The sequence below is a fragment of the Streptomyces sp. NPDC001348 genome (genome assembly GCF_053597535.1).
The window spans coordinates 154,094-169,579 of sequence record NZ_JBSFIK010000007.1; the positions used below are offsets into that span (position 1 = coordinate 154,094).

General features: G+C 71.3%; 18 protein-coding genes. 6 read left to right on the top strand and 12 right to left on the bottom strand.

The features are described from left to right. Positions 1–72: 72 nt before the first annotated feature. Positions 73–1,437: an SGNH/GDSL hydrolase family protein gene (locus ACWC21_RS10240; protein ID WP_450880065.1), complete on the bottom strand. Its 1,365-nt coding sequence runs from the start codon at positions 1,435–1,437 to the stop codon at positions 73–75. Between the two features lie 133 nt (positions 1,438–1,570). Here ACWC21_RS10240 and ACWC21_RS10245 point away from each other — a divergent pair, with 133 nt between their 5' ends. After that, positions 1,571–2,947, top strand: coding sequence for a DUF445 domain-containing protein (locus ACWC21_RS10245; RefSeq protein ID WP_450880067.1), 1,377 nt, complete (start codon positions 1,571–1,573; stop codon positions 2,945–2,947). A 63-nt stretch (positions 2,948–3,010) separates the two neighbouring features. After that, positions 3,011–4,534, top strand: a complete 1,524-nt coding sequence (locus ACWC21_RS10250; protein WP_450880069.1) for an MFS transporter — start codon at positions 3,011–3,013, stop codon at positions 4,532–4,534. Between the two features lie 203 nt (positions 4,535–4,737). On the opposite strand, the gene ACWC21_RS10255 is transcribed toward ACWC21_RS10250, so the two are convergent. Together ACWC21_RS10255 and ACWC21_RS10260 are read right to left on the bottom strand one after the other, a co-directional pair. After that, positions 4,738–5,187 (bottom strand): hypothetical protein, encoded by a 450-nt coding sequence (locus ACWC21_RS10255; RefSeq protein ID WP_450880071.1) that lies wholly within the window; start codon positions 5,185–5,187, stop codon positions 4,738–4,740. A gap of 89 nt (positions 5,188–5,276) precedes the next feature. After that, the gene (locus ACWC21_RS10260; RefSeq protein ID WP_450880073.1) at positions 5,277–5,579 is read right to left on the bottom strand and encodes a hypothetical protein; all 303 of its coding nucleotides are present in this window, start codon (positions 5,577–5,579) and stop codon (positions 5,277–5,279) included. A gap of 148 nt (positions 5,580–5,727) precedes the next feature. Here ACWC21_RS10260 and ACWC21_RS10265 point away from each other — a divergent pair, with 148 nt between their 5' ends. Both ACWC21_RS10265 and ACWC21_RS10270 read left to right on the top strand, forming a co-directional pair. Then, entirely contained in the window at positions 5,728–6,153 is a 426-nt protein-coding gene (locus tag ACWC21_RS10265) for an Hsp20/alpha crystallin family protein (protein WP_450880075.1), read from the top strand. A 153-nt stretch (positions 6,154–6,306) separates the two neighbouring features. Beyond that, the gene (locus ACWC21_RS10270) at positions 6,307–6,927 is read left to right on the top strand and encodes a DUF2267 domain-containing protein (protein WP_450880077.1); all 621 of its coding nucleotides are present in this window, start codon (positions 6,307–6,309) and stop codon (positions 6,925–6,927) included. On the opposite strand, the gene ACWC21_RS10275 is transcribed toward ACWC21_RS10270, so the two are convergent. The 6 genes from ACWC21_RS10275 to ACWC21_RS10300 all read right to left on the bottom strand — a co-directional run bounded on the left by ACWC21_RS10275 (position 6,921) and on the right by ACWC21_RS10300 (position 11,452). After that, positions 6,921–7,169 carry a hypothetical protein gene (locus ACWC21_RS10275; protein ID WP_450880079.1) on the bottom strand — a complete coding sequence of 83 codons (249 nt, stop codon included), beginning with the start codon at positions 7,167–7,169 and terminating at the stop codon, positions 6,921–6,923. The two genes, ACWC21_RS10270 and ACWC21_RS10275, sit on opposite strands and share 7 nt — an antisense overlap. Next, positions 7,166–8,500 carry a S8 family peptidase gene (locus ACWC21_RS10280; RefSeq protein ID WP_450880081.1) on the bottom strand — a complete coding sequence of 445 codons (1,335 nt, stop codon included), beginning with the start codon at positions 8,498–8,500 and terminating at the stop codon, positions 7,166–7,168. The genes ACWC21_RS10275 and ACWC21_RS10280 overlap by 4 nt, the downstream gene beginning before the upstream one ends. A 551-nt stretch (positions 8,501–9,051) precedes the next feature. Beyond that, positions 9,052–9,399, bottom strand: a complete 348-nt coding sequence (locus tag ACWC21_RS10285) for a VOC family protein (protein WP_450880083.1) — start codon at positions 9,397–9,399, stop codon at positions 9,052–9,054. A 275-nt stretch (positions 9,400–9,674) separates the two neighbouring features. Then, entirely contained in the window at positions 9,675–10,217 is a 543-nt protein-coding gene (locus ACWC21_RS10290; protein WP_450880085.1) for an MOSC domain-containing protein, read from the bottom strand. A gap of 31 nt (positions 10,218–10,248) precedes the next feature. After that, on the bottom strand, positions 10,249–10,992 hold the full coding sequence (locus ACWC21_RS10295; protein WP_450880087.1) for a class I SAM-dependent methyltransferase: 744 nt from the start codon (positions 10,990–10,992) through the stop codon (positions 10,249–10,251). Positions 10,993–11,080: 88 nt separating this feature from the next. Next, entirely contained in the window at positions 11,081–11,452 is a 372-nt protein-coding gene (locus ACWC21_RS10300) for a winged helix-turn-helix transcriptional regulator (protein ID WP_450880089.1), read from the bottom strand. Positions 11,453–11,558: 106 nt separating this feature from the next. On the opposite strand from ACWC21_RS10300, the gene ACWC21_RS10305 reads away from it, so the two are divergent. After that, positions 11,559–12,440: an NAD(P)-dependent oxidoreductase gene (locus ACWC21_RS10305; RefSeq protein WP_450880091.1), complete on the top strand. Its 882-nt coding sequence runs from the start codon at positions 11,559–11,561 to the stop codon at positions 12,438–12,440. 19 nt (positions 12,441–12,459) lie between these two features. Here the strand turns inward: ACWC21_RS10305 and ACWC21_RS10310 are convergent, their stop codons facing one another. After that, a complete protein-coding gene (locus tag ACWC21_RS10310; RefSeq protein WP_450880093.1) occupies positions 12,460–12,963 on the bottom strand; it encodes a GNAT family N-acetyltransferase in 504 nt (167 codons plus the stop codon). A gap of 203 nt (positions 12,964–13,166) precedes the next feature. Here ACWC21_RS10310 and ACWC21_RS10315 point away from each other — a divergent pair, with 203 nt between their 5' ends. Beyond that, complete coding sequence (locus ACWC21_RS10315) at positions 13,167–13,652, top strand: hypothetical protein (protein ID WP_450880095.1); 486 nt, start codon at positions 13,167–13,169, stop codon at positions 13,650–13,652. A gap of 63 nt (positions 13,653–13,715) precedes the next feature. Here the strand turns inward: ACWC21_RS10315 and ACWC21_RS10320 are convergent, their stop codons facing one another. Together ACWC21_RS10320 and ACWC21_RS10325 are read right to left on the bottom strand one after the other, a co-directional pair. Further along, positions 13,716–14,180 carry a hypothetical protein gene (locus ACWC21_RS10320; RefSeq protein ID WP_450880097.1) on the bottom strand — a complete coding sequence of 155 codons (465 nt, stop codon included), beginning with the start codon at positions 14,178–14,180 and terminating at the stop codon, positions 13,716–13,718. A 506-nt stretch (positions 14,181–14,686) separates the two neighbouring features. Next, positions 14,687–15,469 (bottom strand): maleylpyruvate isomerase family mycothiol-dependent enzyme, encoded by a 783-nt coding sequence (locus ACWC21_RS10325; protein WP_450880099.1) that lies wholly within the window; start codon positions 15,467–15,469, stop codon positions 14,687–14,689. Positions 15,470–15,486: the final 17 nt, after the last annotated feature.

Here is a 15,486-nt window from a genome sequence, read left to right on the forward strand (position 1 = left end):
TGGGCCGCACACGGCGGCGGGCCCGGCCCACGGCGGTGGACCGGGCCCGGCGGGGGAGCCGTGCGGCGGCGCCTACAGCTCCGCCTGGCCGGCTCCCTTCAGGTCCCGCAGGTCGAACGTCTCGGCCATCGTCCGGTAGCCCTTGTCGCTGGGGTGGAGGTGGTCGCCGGAGTCGTAGTCGGAGCGCAGCCGGCGCGGGTCGTAGGGGTCGCGCAGGGCCTTGTCGAAGTCGACGACCGCGTCGTAGACCCGGCCGGCCCGGATCTCGGCGTTGACCTGCTGGCGGACCGCCTCGCGGGCCGGTGTGTAGCCGCGGTGGCCCTCGAACGGCATCAGGGTGGCGCCGATGACCTTCAGACCGCGGGCGTGGGCCTGGCGGACCAGGGTGCGCAGACCGGTGGTGATCTTCGCGGGGTCGGCCAGCTTCGGGTTGCGCAGGATGTCGTTGATGCCGAGGTCTATGACGACGACCTTGGCGTTCGTCCGGGAGAGCACGTCACGGCCGAACCGGCCGAGGCCGCTGGGGTTGTCGGCGGGCCTTCCGAGGCCGCCGGCGAGGACCTGGTTGCCGCTGATGCCCTCGTTGACGACGCTGTAGCGGGGCAGGTCGGCGCCGTTCACGAGGGCCGTGCGCAGCCGCTCGGAAAGGACGTCGGTCCAGCGGTGGTTGGCGCCCACGGTGGAGGTTATGCCGTCGGTGATCGAGTCGCCGAGCGCGACGACGGTGCCGGCGGATTCGTTGCTCAGCACGTCGAGGGCCGTCAGATACCGCCAGTACGGGGTCTGTTCCGTGTAGGGGGCGGCCGTGGTGTCCTCGGTGTGGTCGCCTTCCGCGATGTACGACACCTGCTGTGCGCGCGGGTGGTAGGTGACCGGGCCCGACGGGGTGGGGGAGTACGTGGTGACCAGGACGTCGGTGTCGCGCGGGACGTTGACGCGGACCGCGTCGCTCACCGTCTGGCCGCCGGGCGGGATGACGACGGTGGGGCCGCCGCCGAAGGTGAGCCGCCGCATCGTCTCCGCCGCTGCCGCGGGGGAGTTCTCGCCGGCGGCGATCGCGATCGTGGCGTGCGTGATGGTCAGCGGGGACTGCCCGTAGAGATTGGACAGCGTGATACGGGCACTCGTACCCCCGGTGCTCGTGTGCACGACGTTGCGCACCGAGCGGCCCGCCATGCCCTGGGTCTCCGTACCCGGTTCGGCTGCCGCCGGCGAGGTGGACCAGGCGCCCACCCAGGTGCCGGTGGAGGCGGGTGCGGCGGCGGTGTCGTGATGGGTGTGGCTTCCGGCGACGCTGCCGTTGGCGGTTTCCTTGTCGGCCGCGAACCCGACGTAGATGGCGGCGGAAAGAGCCACGACCAGTGCGACGACGGCACTGAGCAGGGCGCCGGGCTTGGCGGGGGAGACCCCCGCACCCCCCTCATGACGCTTGGTCATGCGTATGTTGTTCTCCTCGAGCGATGGGAGCCTCAGGCTCCGATCTGATGATCCCATGATGCGGCATGCGATCGACCACTCAGACGCAGGGGACTCCCTTTCTGTTCCGCCACCAGGCGGGGAAGGGACAATTGTGTGCGGGATCACCGAGCGGGTGGAGCAGATGGAACCTACGGAAACGGAAACCGGAACACCGGCCGCACCCGGAACACGGGCGAGGCCGGGCGGCACCACGTCCTACCGCACCATGACCGCCTTCACCCCCGCCGACGAGGAGCGGCAGCGCGGGGTGCGGCGGATGAAACTCACGGCGACCGCGATGCTGCTGTTCGTGGCCGTGGTGTACGTCCTGGCCAAATGGGCCTCGAACGAGGGAGCCGGGGCGTGGGCCGGCTACGTCGCCGCGGCCGCCGAGGCGGGCATGGTCGGCGCGATGGCCGACTGGTTCGCGGTCACCGCCCTCTTCCGGCACCCGCTCGGCCTGCCCATCCCGCACACCGCGATCATCCCGACGAAGAAGGACACCCTCGGTGTCTCCCTGGGCGAGTTCGTCGGCGAGAACTTCCTCTCGGGTGACGTCGTACGGCAGCGGCTGCGCGCCGTCGGCATCGGCGCCCGGCTGGGCGCCTGGCTGGCGGAACCGGAGCGCGCGGACCGGGTGACGGCAGAGCTGGCCACGGCCCTGCGCGGGGCGCTGACCGTGCTGCGCGACCAGGACGTCCAGGCGGTGGTCGGCGAGGCGATCACCCGCCGCGCCGACGCCCAGGAGATCGCGCCGGGCATCGGCAAGATGCTGGAGAAGGTCGTCGCGGACGGCGGCCACAAACGGGTCGTCGACCTGGTGGTCTCCCGCGCCCACGACTGGCTCGTCCTGCACCGGGACAGCGTGATGGACGCCGTCCAGGGCGGCGCCCCCGGCTGGACGCCGCGCTTCGTCGACAAGCGGGTCGGTGAACGCGTCTACAAGGAGCTGCTCCGCTTCTGCGCGGAGACCCGGGACATGCCCTCCCACCCCGCACGCGGCGCCCTTGACCGCTTCCTCACCGACTTCGCCTCCGACCTGCAGTCCGACACCGACACCCGGGCGCGCGTGGAGCGACTCAAGGGCGAGGTGCTGGGCCGCGGCGAGGTCCAGGACCTGATCGCGTCCGCCTGGACCGCCGTACGCGCCATGATCGTCTCCGCGGCCGAGGACGAGCGCAGCGAACTGCGTCTGCGGGTCCGCGCCTCCCTGCTGTCCCTGGGCGCCCGGATGGCCACCGAGCCCAAGCTCCAGGACAAGGTCGACAGCTGGGTGGAGGACGCGGCCGTGCACGTGGTGACCTCCTACCGCAAGGAGATCACCTCCCTGATCACCGACACGGTCGCGAGCTGGGACGCCGAGCACACCACCCGCAAGATCGAGGCACACATCGGCCGTGACCTGCAGTTCATCCGCATCAACGGCACCGTGGTGGGCTCGCTGGTCGGGCTGTTGATCTACACCGTGTCGCGGTGGCTGGGGGCGTAGAGGCAGAGGCGGAGGGAACCCGGTTCCCCGACCTCGAGAGAGGAGGTCAGGAGGAGGGAGTCCATGTCGACAGCCGAGGCCGGAAGCGGCCGGACCATCACCACCAGCATCCCCGCCAGACTCGACCGCCTGCCCTGGTCCCGCTGGCACTGGACGATCGTCATCGGCCTGGGCACCGTGTGGATCCTCGACGGCCTGGAGGTCACGGTCGTCGGCAACATCGCGAGCCGCCTGTCCGAGCCGGGCAGCGGCCTGTCGATCTCCTCCGGCCAGGTCACCGGCATCGCGGCCGCGCTGTACGTGGCGGGCGCCTGCTTCGGCGCCCTGTTCTGGGGCCGGCTGACCGACCGCTTCGGCCGCAAGAAGCTCTTCATGATCACCCTGGCGGTGTATCTCGCGGCGACGGCCCTGACCGCCGTCTCCACCGAGGCCTGGTGGTTCTTCCTCTTCCGCTTCCTGACCGGCTTCGGCATCGGCGGTGAGTACGCGGCGATCAACTCCGCGATCGACGAGCTGATCCCGGCCAAGTACCGGGGCCGCGTCGACCTGGTCATCAACGGCAGCTTCTGGCTGGGCGCGGTCGGCGGCTCGCTGCTGTCGATCGTCGCGCTGAACACGGGCCTGCTGCCGGAGAACGTGGGCTGGCGCCTGACCTTCGCGCTCGGCACCGTCCTGGCCCTGGTGATCCTGCTGGTCCGCCGCCATGTGCCGGAGAGCCCGCGCTGGCTGCTGATCCACGGCCGGGAACGCGAGGCGGAGGACATCGTCTCCTCGATCGAACGGCAGGTCGCGGCGGACAAGGGCGAGCCGCTCGCGGAGCCCGAGGGCGAGCTGGAGATCCGGCAGCGCGGGACCGTCGGCTTCCTGGAGATCGCCCGCACGGTGTTCGCCAAGTACCGCAAGCGGTCCGTGCTCGGGTTCTCCCTCTTCATCGGCCAGGCGTTCCTGTACAACGCCATCACGTTCGGCTTCGGTGCGATCCTCACCAAGTTCTTCGACGTGCCGTCCGACCGCACCGGCTACTACTTCGCCGTCATCGCGCTCGGCAACTTCTGCGGCCCGCTGCTGCTCGGCAAGCTCTTCGACACCGTCGGCCGCCGCGTGATGATCTCCTCGACCTATCTGCTGTCCGGCCTGCTCCTGTTCGGCACGGCCTGGCTGTTCGACCGGGGATCGCTGAGCGCGACCACCCTGACGGCGTGCTGGTGCGCGGTGCTGTTCTTCGCCTCGGCGGGCGCGTCCAGCGCCTACCTGACCGTCTCCGAGGTCTTCCCGATGGAGACCCGGGCGATGTCCATCGCCTTCTTCTACGCCCTGGGCACCGCCGCCGGCGGCATCAGCGGCCCCCTGCTGTTCGCCGACCTCACCAACACGGGCAAGGTCGGCGACACGGTGCTCGCCTTCCAGATCGGCGCGTCCCTGATGTGTCTGGCCGGCCTGGTCGCCGCGTTCCTCGCGGTGAACGCCGAACGCCGCTCCCTGGAGGACATCGCCCGCCCGCTGTCGGCGGCGGCGGGCAGGGCGAAGGCGATGCGGAAGGGCTCCGCCCGCTCCAAGTCGGCGAAGGCGGAGGGCCGGACGGTGTAGCCGCCCCGCGGGCGGCGCCGTACGAGAAGTCCCGCGCCGCCCCTCTGCCCCGTCGCCGCGGCGGTCGCACCCCGTCCCCCGGCCTCCGGTCCCGTCGCCGCGGCGGCGGGACCGCGTGCGTACCGCCGCGGCAGGAACAGCCTGTCGCCGACGGAGCAGCCCGCGCCGACGGAGCAGCCCGCCGGAAACCGGCGGCGCCCGCCTCAGGCCCCGGTGGTCGACCCCGGCCGTACGATCATCAGCACCGTCACGGCCGCCCACAGCAGGTTGAACAGGCCTGTGAACATGGCAAGCCGCACGGTCGCCTCACGCGTACCGCCGCCCTCGACCAGCGCGCCCTGCCGGGGCAGCACCAGCGTGGCCAGCACCAGCGCCGCCAGCGCCGTCAACACGATCGACACGATCAGCCAGGTGTCGCCGAGTACGCCCATGTTGCTCGCGGTGGCGAACCCGAAGACCGGTACGACGACGCCGGCGACGGCGTACACCTGGCATATCCGGTGCAGCAGCAGCACGGTCCCGGCCGCCCGGGGATCGTCCGGCGCCGCCAGGGCCCGCCGGGCGGCGGGCGGGAACATGCTGGCGGCCACGGTGACGGGCCCGACGGCGACGATCGCGGCGAGGACGTGTACGGCGAGGAGGAACTTGTTCACGCCGGTGACGTTAGGCGCCGCGCCGATCTTTGCGGAAGTGGCGCTATCGCCACAGGGCAACGGATTACTGCCACACCGCCGCGGCCCCGCTACGCCCGCCGGTCGGCCACCGCCCACGAGGCCAGCGCCACGGCCCCGGCGACCCCGAACACCGACGGCCACGCCCCGATCCTCTTCGCCAGCGGATGCGACCCGGCGAACGCGGCGACGTACGCGGCGCCCAGCGCACCGGCGGCCCTCCCGCCGGCCTGCCTGCGCCACTGCTGCGCGGCGGCCGCCCCCGCGACGGCCAGCACGGCCCCGCCGAGCTGCCGCTTCCCGGTCCAGCGCGCGACGCCGTACCCGCCGACGAGCCCCGTCGCGGCCACCACCGAGCTGGGAACCTTCGCCATGTCTGCCTCCTTCGGTTCTGCGCCGAAACTAACTCCCGGACCAGCGGCCGAAGAAACCTGAGTCGGAGCTTGTCAACTTTCCTCCCCGGAGTTATATAAGAAGGCGAAGGGCATCGCACCCAGCCCCCGATGAGAGGAGTGACCCGTGATGCTCATGCGTACCGACCCGTTCCGCGACATCGACCGTCTCGCGCAGCAGGTCTTCGGCTCCACCACCCGCCCGTCGGCGATGGCGATGGACGCCTACCGGTCCGGGGACGACTTCCTCGTCCACTTCGACCTCCCCGGCATCGACCCGGAGACGATCGAGCTGGACGTCGAACGCAACGTCCTCAACGTCCGCGCCGAGCGCAAGTCCCCCGCCCCCGAGGGCGCCGAACTGCTCGTCGCCGAGCGGCCCACGGGCACCTTCACCCGCCAGCTCTTCCTCGGCGACACCCTCGACACGGACCGCATCGACGCCTCCTACGAGGCCGGAGTCCTGACCCTGCGCATCCCGGTCGCCGAGCAGGCCAAGCCGCGCCGCATCCAGATCACCGGCGGCGAGACCGGCCGCAGGCAGATCAGCGGCTGACCGCACGGCCGACCACACCAGGGACCACACAGAAGAGAAGCGTCCCGCGGGCCGCCCACCCCTTCGGCGGCCCGCGGGACGCGGTCACCCACGCCCGCCGCGGCCCAGGCGGCGGGCCGACCGGAAACGGACCGGAAAGGGAGCTCGCACACGATGACCGCGACGACGGTGCCGACCGTGACAGTGCCGAGAGTGGCGCTGCCCACGCCCACGACACTGAGCGGACCGCGCAAGCCGTACGACACCGATGCCGGCGCTGCTGCCCGAGCCGGCGCGGGGACGCCGCCGTACGAAACGGCATCGGGCACGTCGGCCGCGCCCGGCACGCCGGCCGCATCCGCCGCACGCACCGCGGGAAACACCTGGACCGACCTGGTCGACGAGGTCCGGGAAGCCGGCCGCTACCCCACCCGCCGGGAGGCGGAACGCATCACCCACATCGTCCTGTCGGCCCTCGGCGGCCACGTGGTCGGCGACGAACGCGTGGACCTCGCCCGCGCCCTCCCCGAGGAGGCGGCGCAGCTGGTCACCGCCCAGATCCCCACGACCCGCCCCCTCACGGCCCCCGAGTTCGTCGAATCCGTCGCCGCCCGCATCGGGGACGCGACCCCGGCGACGGCCCGCTGGGACGTCAGCTCCGTCCTCGGCGTCCTCCCGAAGCTGGTCGGCGACGACCTGGTCACCCGCGTCATCGACCGGCTCCCACCCGGCTACGCCCTGCTGTTCGGCCGGGCGGACCTGGGCACCGGCGCGGTAGGGCCCGCGACTCACTGAACCGGTGAGTCCGGCGGCGGAAGACGGTACGTACGCTCACGGTCGACGGATTCGACCCCGTCGAGCCGCCGCAGTTCCGCGATCCCGTCCTCGGGGATCGTGCCCGACAGCGTGCCGAGCAGCGGCTGCTCACCGGTGACGGCCAGCCCGACCCGCCGGGCCGCCTCCACCGTCTGCGCGAACCGGTCGGGGTCGACCGCGAGAACGACCCCGACCGGTTGTGCACCCGGCCTCCCGCTCACGGCGCCTGAAGCAGACCCGCGCCGACGTCCTCGGGGGGCTGCGACAGCGGGAACGCCCCGGACAGCAGCCGCTTGGTCAGGTCGTCCGCCGAGGCGTCCGGGTGCGCCTGGGCGATCAGGGCGAGCACACCGGCGGCGTGCGGGGTGGCCATGCTGGTCCCGCTGAGCGTCTGGTACCCGCCGCCCGGCTTGGCCGAGTACACGTCCACACCGGGCGCGGCGATGTCGACCTCGCCGCCCTGGCCGTTCATGGCCTGGCAGGAGAACCAGGCGGTCGACAGATCCCTGTCGAGCGCCGCCACGGCCAGGATCGACGGGCAGTTGGCGGGACGCCCCACAGGCCGTATGACCCTGGGCCGCCGGCTCTCGTTGCCCGCCGCGGCCACGATCACCGTGCCGTGCTTCAGCGCCCGCTGCGCCACGAGCTCGTACGTCTGCGGGAAGAGTTCACCCGGCTCCACCGGGGCGCCGAGCGACATGGATATCACCCGCACCCCGCGGGACACCGCCCAGGAGATGCCCGCAAGGATCTGGCCGTCCGTTCCGGAGCCGTCGGCGTTGCTGAGCACCTTGCCCGCGAGTATCCGGGCTTCACCGGCGACCCCGTAGCGGGGCCCCTGCTGGGGCCTGGCCGGGCCGGCCACCGTGCCGATGCAGTGCGTGCCGTGGCCGTGACCGTCCTGGACCTCCTCGCCCGTGACGAAGGAGGCGGTCTCGTCCAGGCAGCCCGCGAGATCCGGGTGACCGGTGTCCACACCGGTGTCCAGGACGGCGATCTTCACGCCCTGCCCGGTCGTCCCCGACACGTTCGCCCGGATCGCCTGCAGACCCCAGGTCACGTTCGACTCGTCCCAGGCCGGGCCCAGATGGGCGGCCAGTTCGGCCTGGGTGAACCGCTCGAGTTCCGCGACGTCGCTGCGGTACGCCGGGAAGAACCCCGTCAGTGACTGCCCGGCGTCGGTGATCGTGGCCGCGTACACCACACGCTCGGGTTCGGCCGCGATGATCGAGGGCTCCGCCTCCGCCGTGGTCACCAGCGCGTGCCGCTGATCCGGCCGCGCTTCGACGACGGCGACGGCGAGTTCGTCGAACAGCACCGACGTGCCGGGGCGGGCGAGTGCCTCGGCCGCGCTCTCCGGCTCGGCCCCTCTGACCCGCTCGGCGGACGCGACACCGGCGGATCTGCGCAGCGCCTCCAACCCGCTCTGCGGATCCGACTGGTCCAGCAGGACCACATACCGTCCGGTGTACTCGGCACTCCGCTGCGTGAATGCACCCGCCAGACCGGGCGGCTCACCGCCGGGTCGCCTTCCATTGGGCCCAATCGTCATCGCCGTCTCCGCCTTTCCGCTTCCTGTGCGTCCCTCAGCACACGGACACGCGCCACCGCGCGGTCAGGCTCGACGAACGGGTGGGTCTGCCCGGGTGCCGACGCGATGCCCCTCACCCCCCGGTGCCGTCAACACCCCTTCTCCACGGTCCCTCTGCCGACGCGGGGCCGCAACTCGGGAAACCGCAGGTTGAAGGCACAACTCCCGGCGCCGCCGCAGACGAACCAGTGGCGGCCCACGCCCCCGCCCGGGCCACCCTCACCACGCCCCGCCGCGTACCTCCACCAGCCAGGAGCGGCAACCGAGTTGAAGTCCGCCACCACCCACCTCACCACCCCGGACGGCACCCGTATCGCCTACCGCGACCACACCCCGCCCGAGGGCCGGTCGGGGCGCACGGTCCTCCTCCACGGCCTGGCGGGTCACATGGGCGAATGGGACGACCTGACGGTCCGTCTCCTCGCCGACGGCCACCGCGTGGTGACGTACGACGCCATAGGCCCCGGCGTCAGCACCCGCACGCCGGTTCCGTCCCCGTGGCGGGGGAAGCGTCAGCGGTGGCTCAGAACGTTGACCACGCGGCCGTTGGGGTCGCGGACGAAGAACCGCCGTACTCCCCACTCCTCGTCCTGCAAGGGGTGAACGATCTCCGCGCCGCTGTCTCGCATGACCGCGTAAGCCGCCTCCACGTCGTCGACTTCGACGCTCATGTCGGGGGTGACCGGGGCGGTTTTGTCGCTGGTCATCACGCTGATCTGCGCTGCCGGAGCGGACGGCGAGGCAAGCGTCGTGATCCAGCCGAGATTCATGACCTCCTCGAAGCCCAGCAGGCCGTAGAACTCCCGGCTCTCCTGTGCGGCCTCCGACTGAATGACGGGCATGACACGGCGAACTGCCATCGACGACTCCGGATGAGAACCGACACGGACTCTTCAGGAGTACTACGGCCCGTCCGTCGCAGCACGCATTTTCGACACACGCCCTGGAGGGGAGCCGAGCACCGGATCTGGCTGGTGCCCGATCCGGTGTAGCAGGTCCCCTGATCGGCCGCCAGACGTCAGTCCCGTCCGGTGCGAGCCCACCGCTGGAAAACCATGGACGGCCAGCGAACCTGAGTAGGCCAAAGTGGGCCTGAGCAGGACTGACGGGTGGGCCGGAGCAGACGCGAGGCGGCTCAGACCCGCTCGAGCGGCCGATGCGGCCCGTCCGGCACCGTCACCCTGATCGCGTCACCGGGCCGCACCACGCCACCCTCCCGCACGATGCCCATGATCCCGGCCTTGCGCACGACGCTCCCGTCCGCGTCCCGCCCGACCACCTGCCTGAGCAGCCCCTGCTGGAAGTTGTCGATCTGCAGGCAGGGATTGCGCAGCCCGGTCACCTCGACCACGGCCTCGTCACCGACGTGCAGCAGCGTCCCCACGGACAGCCCGAGCAGATCGATGCCCCGCGTGGTGATGTTCTCCCCGAGCTCCCCGGGCCCCACCCGGAACCCGGCACCGCCGACTTCACCGAAGAGCTCCTCATGGATGAGGTGCACCTGCCGCAGATTCGGCTGCGTGGGATCCTGAGCGACCCGCGACCGGTGCTTGACCGTCACCCCGGCGTGCACGTCCCCGTCCACCCCGAGTCCGGCGAGCAGGGTGATGCTCTCCCGGTTCGGCTTGCTGAACGAGTACTCGCCGTTGCTGCTGACAGCCGTAACCACCGCGTCCACGCCGTTCCCCCTCTTCCCATCAGGTCGGACATCACACGCTACTCACCAGGAGCCGGTAACCCACATCGATTTCCCCGAGCCCCAGCAACTCGGCGTGCCGCGTGTGCCAACGCCCGCTCGCCAGGTCCTGCGCAAGCCGTTCCAGCCCGGGCGCGATGACGTCCTCCCCGGTCTGGGCGCACAACGAGATCCCCGCCCGCACCTGCGGATCGAGATAGGCCTCGGGCCGCCGCCAGAAGGCGGCCCCGAACCCGTCCGTGCAGTCGTGCGGCACGGGTACGGTCTCCACCCGCGCCCCACCGAGCAGCCCGGCCAGCTCCTCCACCGGCACAGCCCGCTCGTCGTCGAAGGCCACCGCCTCCGGCAGATACTCCCGCACGAGCCAGAACCGCTCCCGGAACACCTCCTGGTCCCACGTCAGCACGACGATCCGCCGACGGGCGACCCGCCGCATCTCCCCGACCCCGGCCGCCAGGTCGCTCCAGTGGTGCACGGTGAGCACCGCCATGACGGCGTCGGCGGCGTCGTCCCGCACCGGCAGCCGTTCCGCCACCGCCCGCACGGCAGGCGCCGCTCCCACCGGCCGCTGGGCCACCATGACCCGGCTGGGCTCGACCGCGAGCACGGTCCGCTCAGGCTCGTACGACCCGGCACCGGCCCCCACGTTGATCACACTCGCCATACCCTCGAGCGCTTCGTGGATCCGCGCACCGATCCGCGGATCCGGCCGCCGGGTCCGGGCGTACGTCGCACCGAGGGAGTCGTAGAGCGCCATACCGGCCAGTATCGCGAGGCAGACGCGCGCCCCGCGGCCCGTCTTCCCGCCAATCCACACACCGGCGACGCTTTGTCGTACCCGGACGCTACAGCGAGGCGTCGCGCTCACCCCGGTCGGCCGTGAGCCCTGACCGCCCGCGTCCCCACGCTGCCAGCGGCTGGAGTGCGTCGTTGAGGCGCCTGCCGTCCTCGGTCAGCGAGTACTCGACGCGGGGCGGCACCTCGTCGTACGACACACGGCGCACGACCCCGTCCGCTTCCATCTCGCGCAGGTGGGAGGCCAGCACCTTCTCAGTGATGCCCGGAAGCAGTCTCCGCAGCTCCCCGAAACGGCGGCAGGGGTGTTCATGGAGCGCCCAGAGGATCAGTACTTTCCACTTGCCACCGATCACCTCCATCGCGGTGTCGATCCCGCAGACGTGTCCGCCTGTTGTGCCCGGCCGGTTCAGCGTCGTCATGCCCCACCCTTCCGAACCCCGCTGACGTGCTCGCTCACCTGAGGGTAACCACCCACTCCCAAGTGCGTACTTGATCACCTTCGGCCCTGTGACCAGCCTTGTCGGCATGACACAGAACACCTTGGGGAAGACCCCCGTCACCCTGCTGGGCCTCGGTGCGATGGGCACCGCGCTGGCCCGTACCTGGCTCGCCGCGGGCCATCCGCTCACCGTCTGGAACCGCACGCCGACCCGCGCCGCGGCGCTCGCCGCCGAGGGCGCGAGGGTCGCGGACCGTCCCGCTGACGCGGTCGCAGTGAACACCCTGGTCGTGGTCTGCCTGCTGGACGACGCCTCGGTCGACGAGGTGCTGGTCGGCACCGACCTGACCGGTAAGGACCTGGTCAACCTGACGACCAGCACTCCTGCCCAGGCCCGCGCTCGCGCAGATTGGGCTCGCGAGCGGGGCGCCCGTTACCTGGACGGCGGGATCATGGCCGTCCCCCCGATGATCGGCGTCCCGGAAGCCGGTGGTTACGTCCTCTACAGCGGCTCACGGGACCTGTTCGAACGGCACCGGGAAACCCTGGGCGTAACGGCCGGCACCACCTACGTCGGCGAGGACGCGGGCTTCGCGGCCCTGAACGACGTGGCCCTGCTCAGCGCCATGTACGGGATGTTCGCCGGGGCCGCGCACGCCTTCGCGTTGATCCGCAAGGAGGACATCGACCCCGCCTCGTTCGCCCCGCTGCTCGCGAACTGGCTGGTCGCGATGGCCCCGGCAGTGCATCAGACCGCCGACCGGCTGCGCAGCGGCGACTACACCACGGGTGTCGTCTCCGATCTCGCCATGCAGGTGGCCGGCACCCCCACCTTCCTGACCACCGCCCAGGACCAGGGCGTCAGCCCCGAACTGCTCAGCCCCTACTTCGAGCTGATGCGCCGCCGCCTGGCCGAGGGCGGCGGCGAGGAGGATCTGACGGGAGTGATCGACCTGCTGGTACGGTGACCGGCCGCCGACGGTGGGGCTACGCCCCGATACTCCGCCGCCACCGCATCTCCCCGTCGTTCCATTCGCCGGTGGGGGTGAGCCCGGCAGCGGCGGCGACACCGGCGGACGCCCGATGCCCGGGATGGATGTGCGCGACGACGGCCCGCACCGACTGCCGGGCGAGCCAGCCGACAAGCCCCCGGGCAGCCTCACCGGCGATGCCCCTGCCCTGCCAGGGCGTCCCCACCACCCAGGCGATCTCGGCGACGGAGTCCCGCTCGGAGACACTGACCGTGGCCTGGACCGTCCCTGTCAGACACCCCTCGTCCCGAAGCCGGATCACCCAGTTGAGCCAGGAGACGGCCGGATCACCGGACCCCGCGACCATGCGCCGGTACCGCGAGCGCAGCTCCTCGGGACCATCCGGAGCGCCACCGATGAAGGTGTGCAGAGCCGGATCGGCCAGCACACCGGCCATCTCCTCGGCATGCTCGACCCGCAGCGGCTCCAGCTCCAGCCGCTCCGTACTGATCGACTCCACCGCGCCCCCGCCCCACGGGGTGCCTCGGTCCGAGTCACCTCACGAGACCAATTCGTCGAGAAAACCTCAGTGAACACTACAGGAATTGCGCTCCACGGCCAGATTGCGTTTCGAAACTGCCTGCCACATTCCGCCTACTGAATCTGTACGCACTGTATTTTTTGGCGGACGTTGATCCGGATTTCCTCAGGGGGTAGTCGGTCATGCGCAGGATCACGAAGACCAGGACCATCGGGATAACCGCCATCGCCATCACCGCGCTGGGAGCCACCTACGCGGGGGCCACCGCATACGCCGCCCAACGGGCCGCCGCCGTTGCGCCCGCGGCTCCGGGCGACGTCGCCAAGGCCACGGCAGTGCACTCCATCGGCACGACGGACACCCAGGTCGTCGCCCTGTCCCTTCCCGCCGGGAGCTACACCCTGACCGGTTCCGCCTTCCTGATCTACGCGGACAAGGGGACCTGCCGGGTCACCGGCGGCCCCAACATGGCAACACCTCGCGGCACCGGCTACAACGAGGCTTCGCTCAGCGCCACGGGGACCGTCACCCTGCCGAGCGCGGGCAAGGTCCAACTGCTGTGCAGGAGCGAAAAGGTCCTCGCCCCGCCCCAGGACCCCGCCGCCAACGGCACCCTCGTCGCCACCAGGATCGGCCTCCTGGCCGACCAGGGAACAGGCGCGCAGTAGCCGCCTCGGCTCACGGGCCGCCGGCCCCAACCAGCCTGACCTGACCCGACCCGACCCGCGAGGTCAGGTCAGGCTGCGGCGTGCTGCGGCAAGGAACCCCGCCTTGAACGGCTCCAAGCGCTCGGCCAGGCTCCCCTCGTCACGCTCCTGCCAGACGGCTTGGTTGAGGGCGCGGGCGTAGGCGGTCGTCGGCGAGTGAAGGCCAGGGGCACACAACAACTCGATGCTCTTCTCGGCTATTCGCAGACCGTCCATCGCCGGCCTGGCCGTCACGTACCAGTCGTCACCGACCTCCCATCGCGACGGCCGCGCATGCGCCACGCCCTCGGCCTCCAGCGCGCACCGGATGAACTCCAGCACGGTCCGGATCTGCTCGGCCCGCCGCTCCTCCGCCCGCGCCGCGGCCCGCCTCTGCTCGTCAGCCCGGTCAGCCGCCCGCTGCGTCGTGCGCTGGGTCAGATACGTCAACGCCCCGCCTACGACCACACCGGCCATCGAAACAACCGGGGTCCACAGATCTCCTGCCACGGCCGATTACTACCAGCATCTGCCCACTGACCGCCGCCGACCTTGCGGGACAGGCTCGAGCGCCCAGCAGGTGAAGTAACCGCCGCAGAGCGGTCAGCCCGGCATCGAGCGGTATCTCGCAATGTGTTTGCCGAGAGCCTTTGTCGGCACCGGCACCGGCACGTCGAGGCCGTCTGCGGAGGCGACCGCGGCCCGGAAAAGCCCTGCTGGGGCATGACCGATACGGCCGCACGACGGGTGGGCGGTGGGCGTGATTGGCAGAAATGGGCCACGCACCAGCTCTGCGACCAGCGCTTTCGTCTTCCGTTGGTGGCCCATATCTGCCAATTTGCTGTGCTGTCGTGCCGGGATCCAGGGCCTGAGCCGCCTTGCCCTCGCAGGCAACCAGAGCTTGGGCTCTACCGGGAACGGCAGTGGGTCCCCCCCCCAGCTGACAAGCGCCGCAGCTGCGGTTTCGGGGTCTCTCCGCCTCAGGACATCCACCGCAGGCGCCGCGTCAGCCCGTCCTACTCCTCAGGCTCCCAGGCCTGCAGCTGCTCGAAGAGACGCGGGTCACCCTCGACCTTGAGGGAGTCCACCGCAATGCGGTCGTACAGGAAGAGGACCAGCTCACCGGCCGTCCCCCGGGCGGAAGCGGCGACCACGTCCGGGCCCTCGCCCTCACCGGTGGGCAGACGGGCGGCCCGTGCGCCGTCGGCGGAGAGCCAGAGGCGCCAGGAACGGCCCTCCGTGGCGTGGTAGTCGACGACAGCCGGCTCGTGCGGCCAGGGACTCGTCGTCGCGCAGCAGGTGAACACGAACTCCTCGACCCCGTCGAGAGCCACCTCGACCGGCAGCGGCTGCGGGGCACTCGCGGTGAGCTGGGCGTCGTAGGTGTGCACGGTGATCTCCTGAAGCTGATGCCGGGCAGCGGCACCGGCGGTCTCCGGCGACTGCGACGCCGCCCACCAGGTCCAGCAGCCGCGGTCAGGGCCGTACTCCCGCAGGGCGTCCAGCAGCTGCCGCGCCGAAGCGGTCCACCAGTCCAGCAGGGCCTCGCGCTCCCGAGGCGCGGCCGCGGCGCCCCACACGGACCTGTCCGGGGGAGCGTCGGCAGGTCCCGCGGCCACGATGGCGGCCCACTTGCGGCGCCCCTCACCCAGATGCCGCACCAGATCGAACAGCGTCCACCCGGGACACGTCGGCACCGGCGCGTCGAGGTCGGCCGCGGAGGCGACCGCGGCACGGAACGCGGTCGCCCGCTCATCGATCAGCCGCAGCAGATCGGGGAACTCGAGAGTCTTCTCCACCCCGGGTGTCTATCACC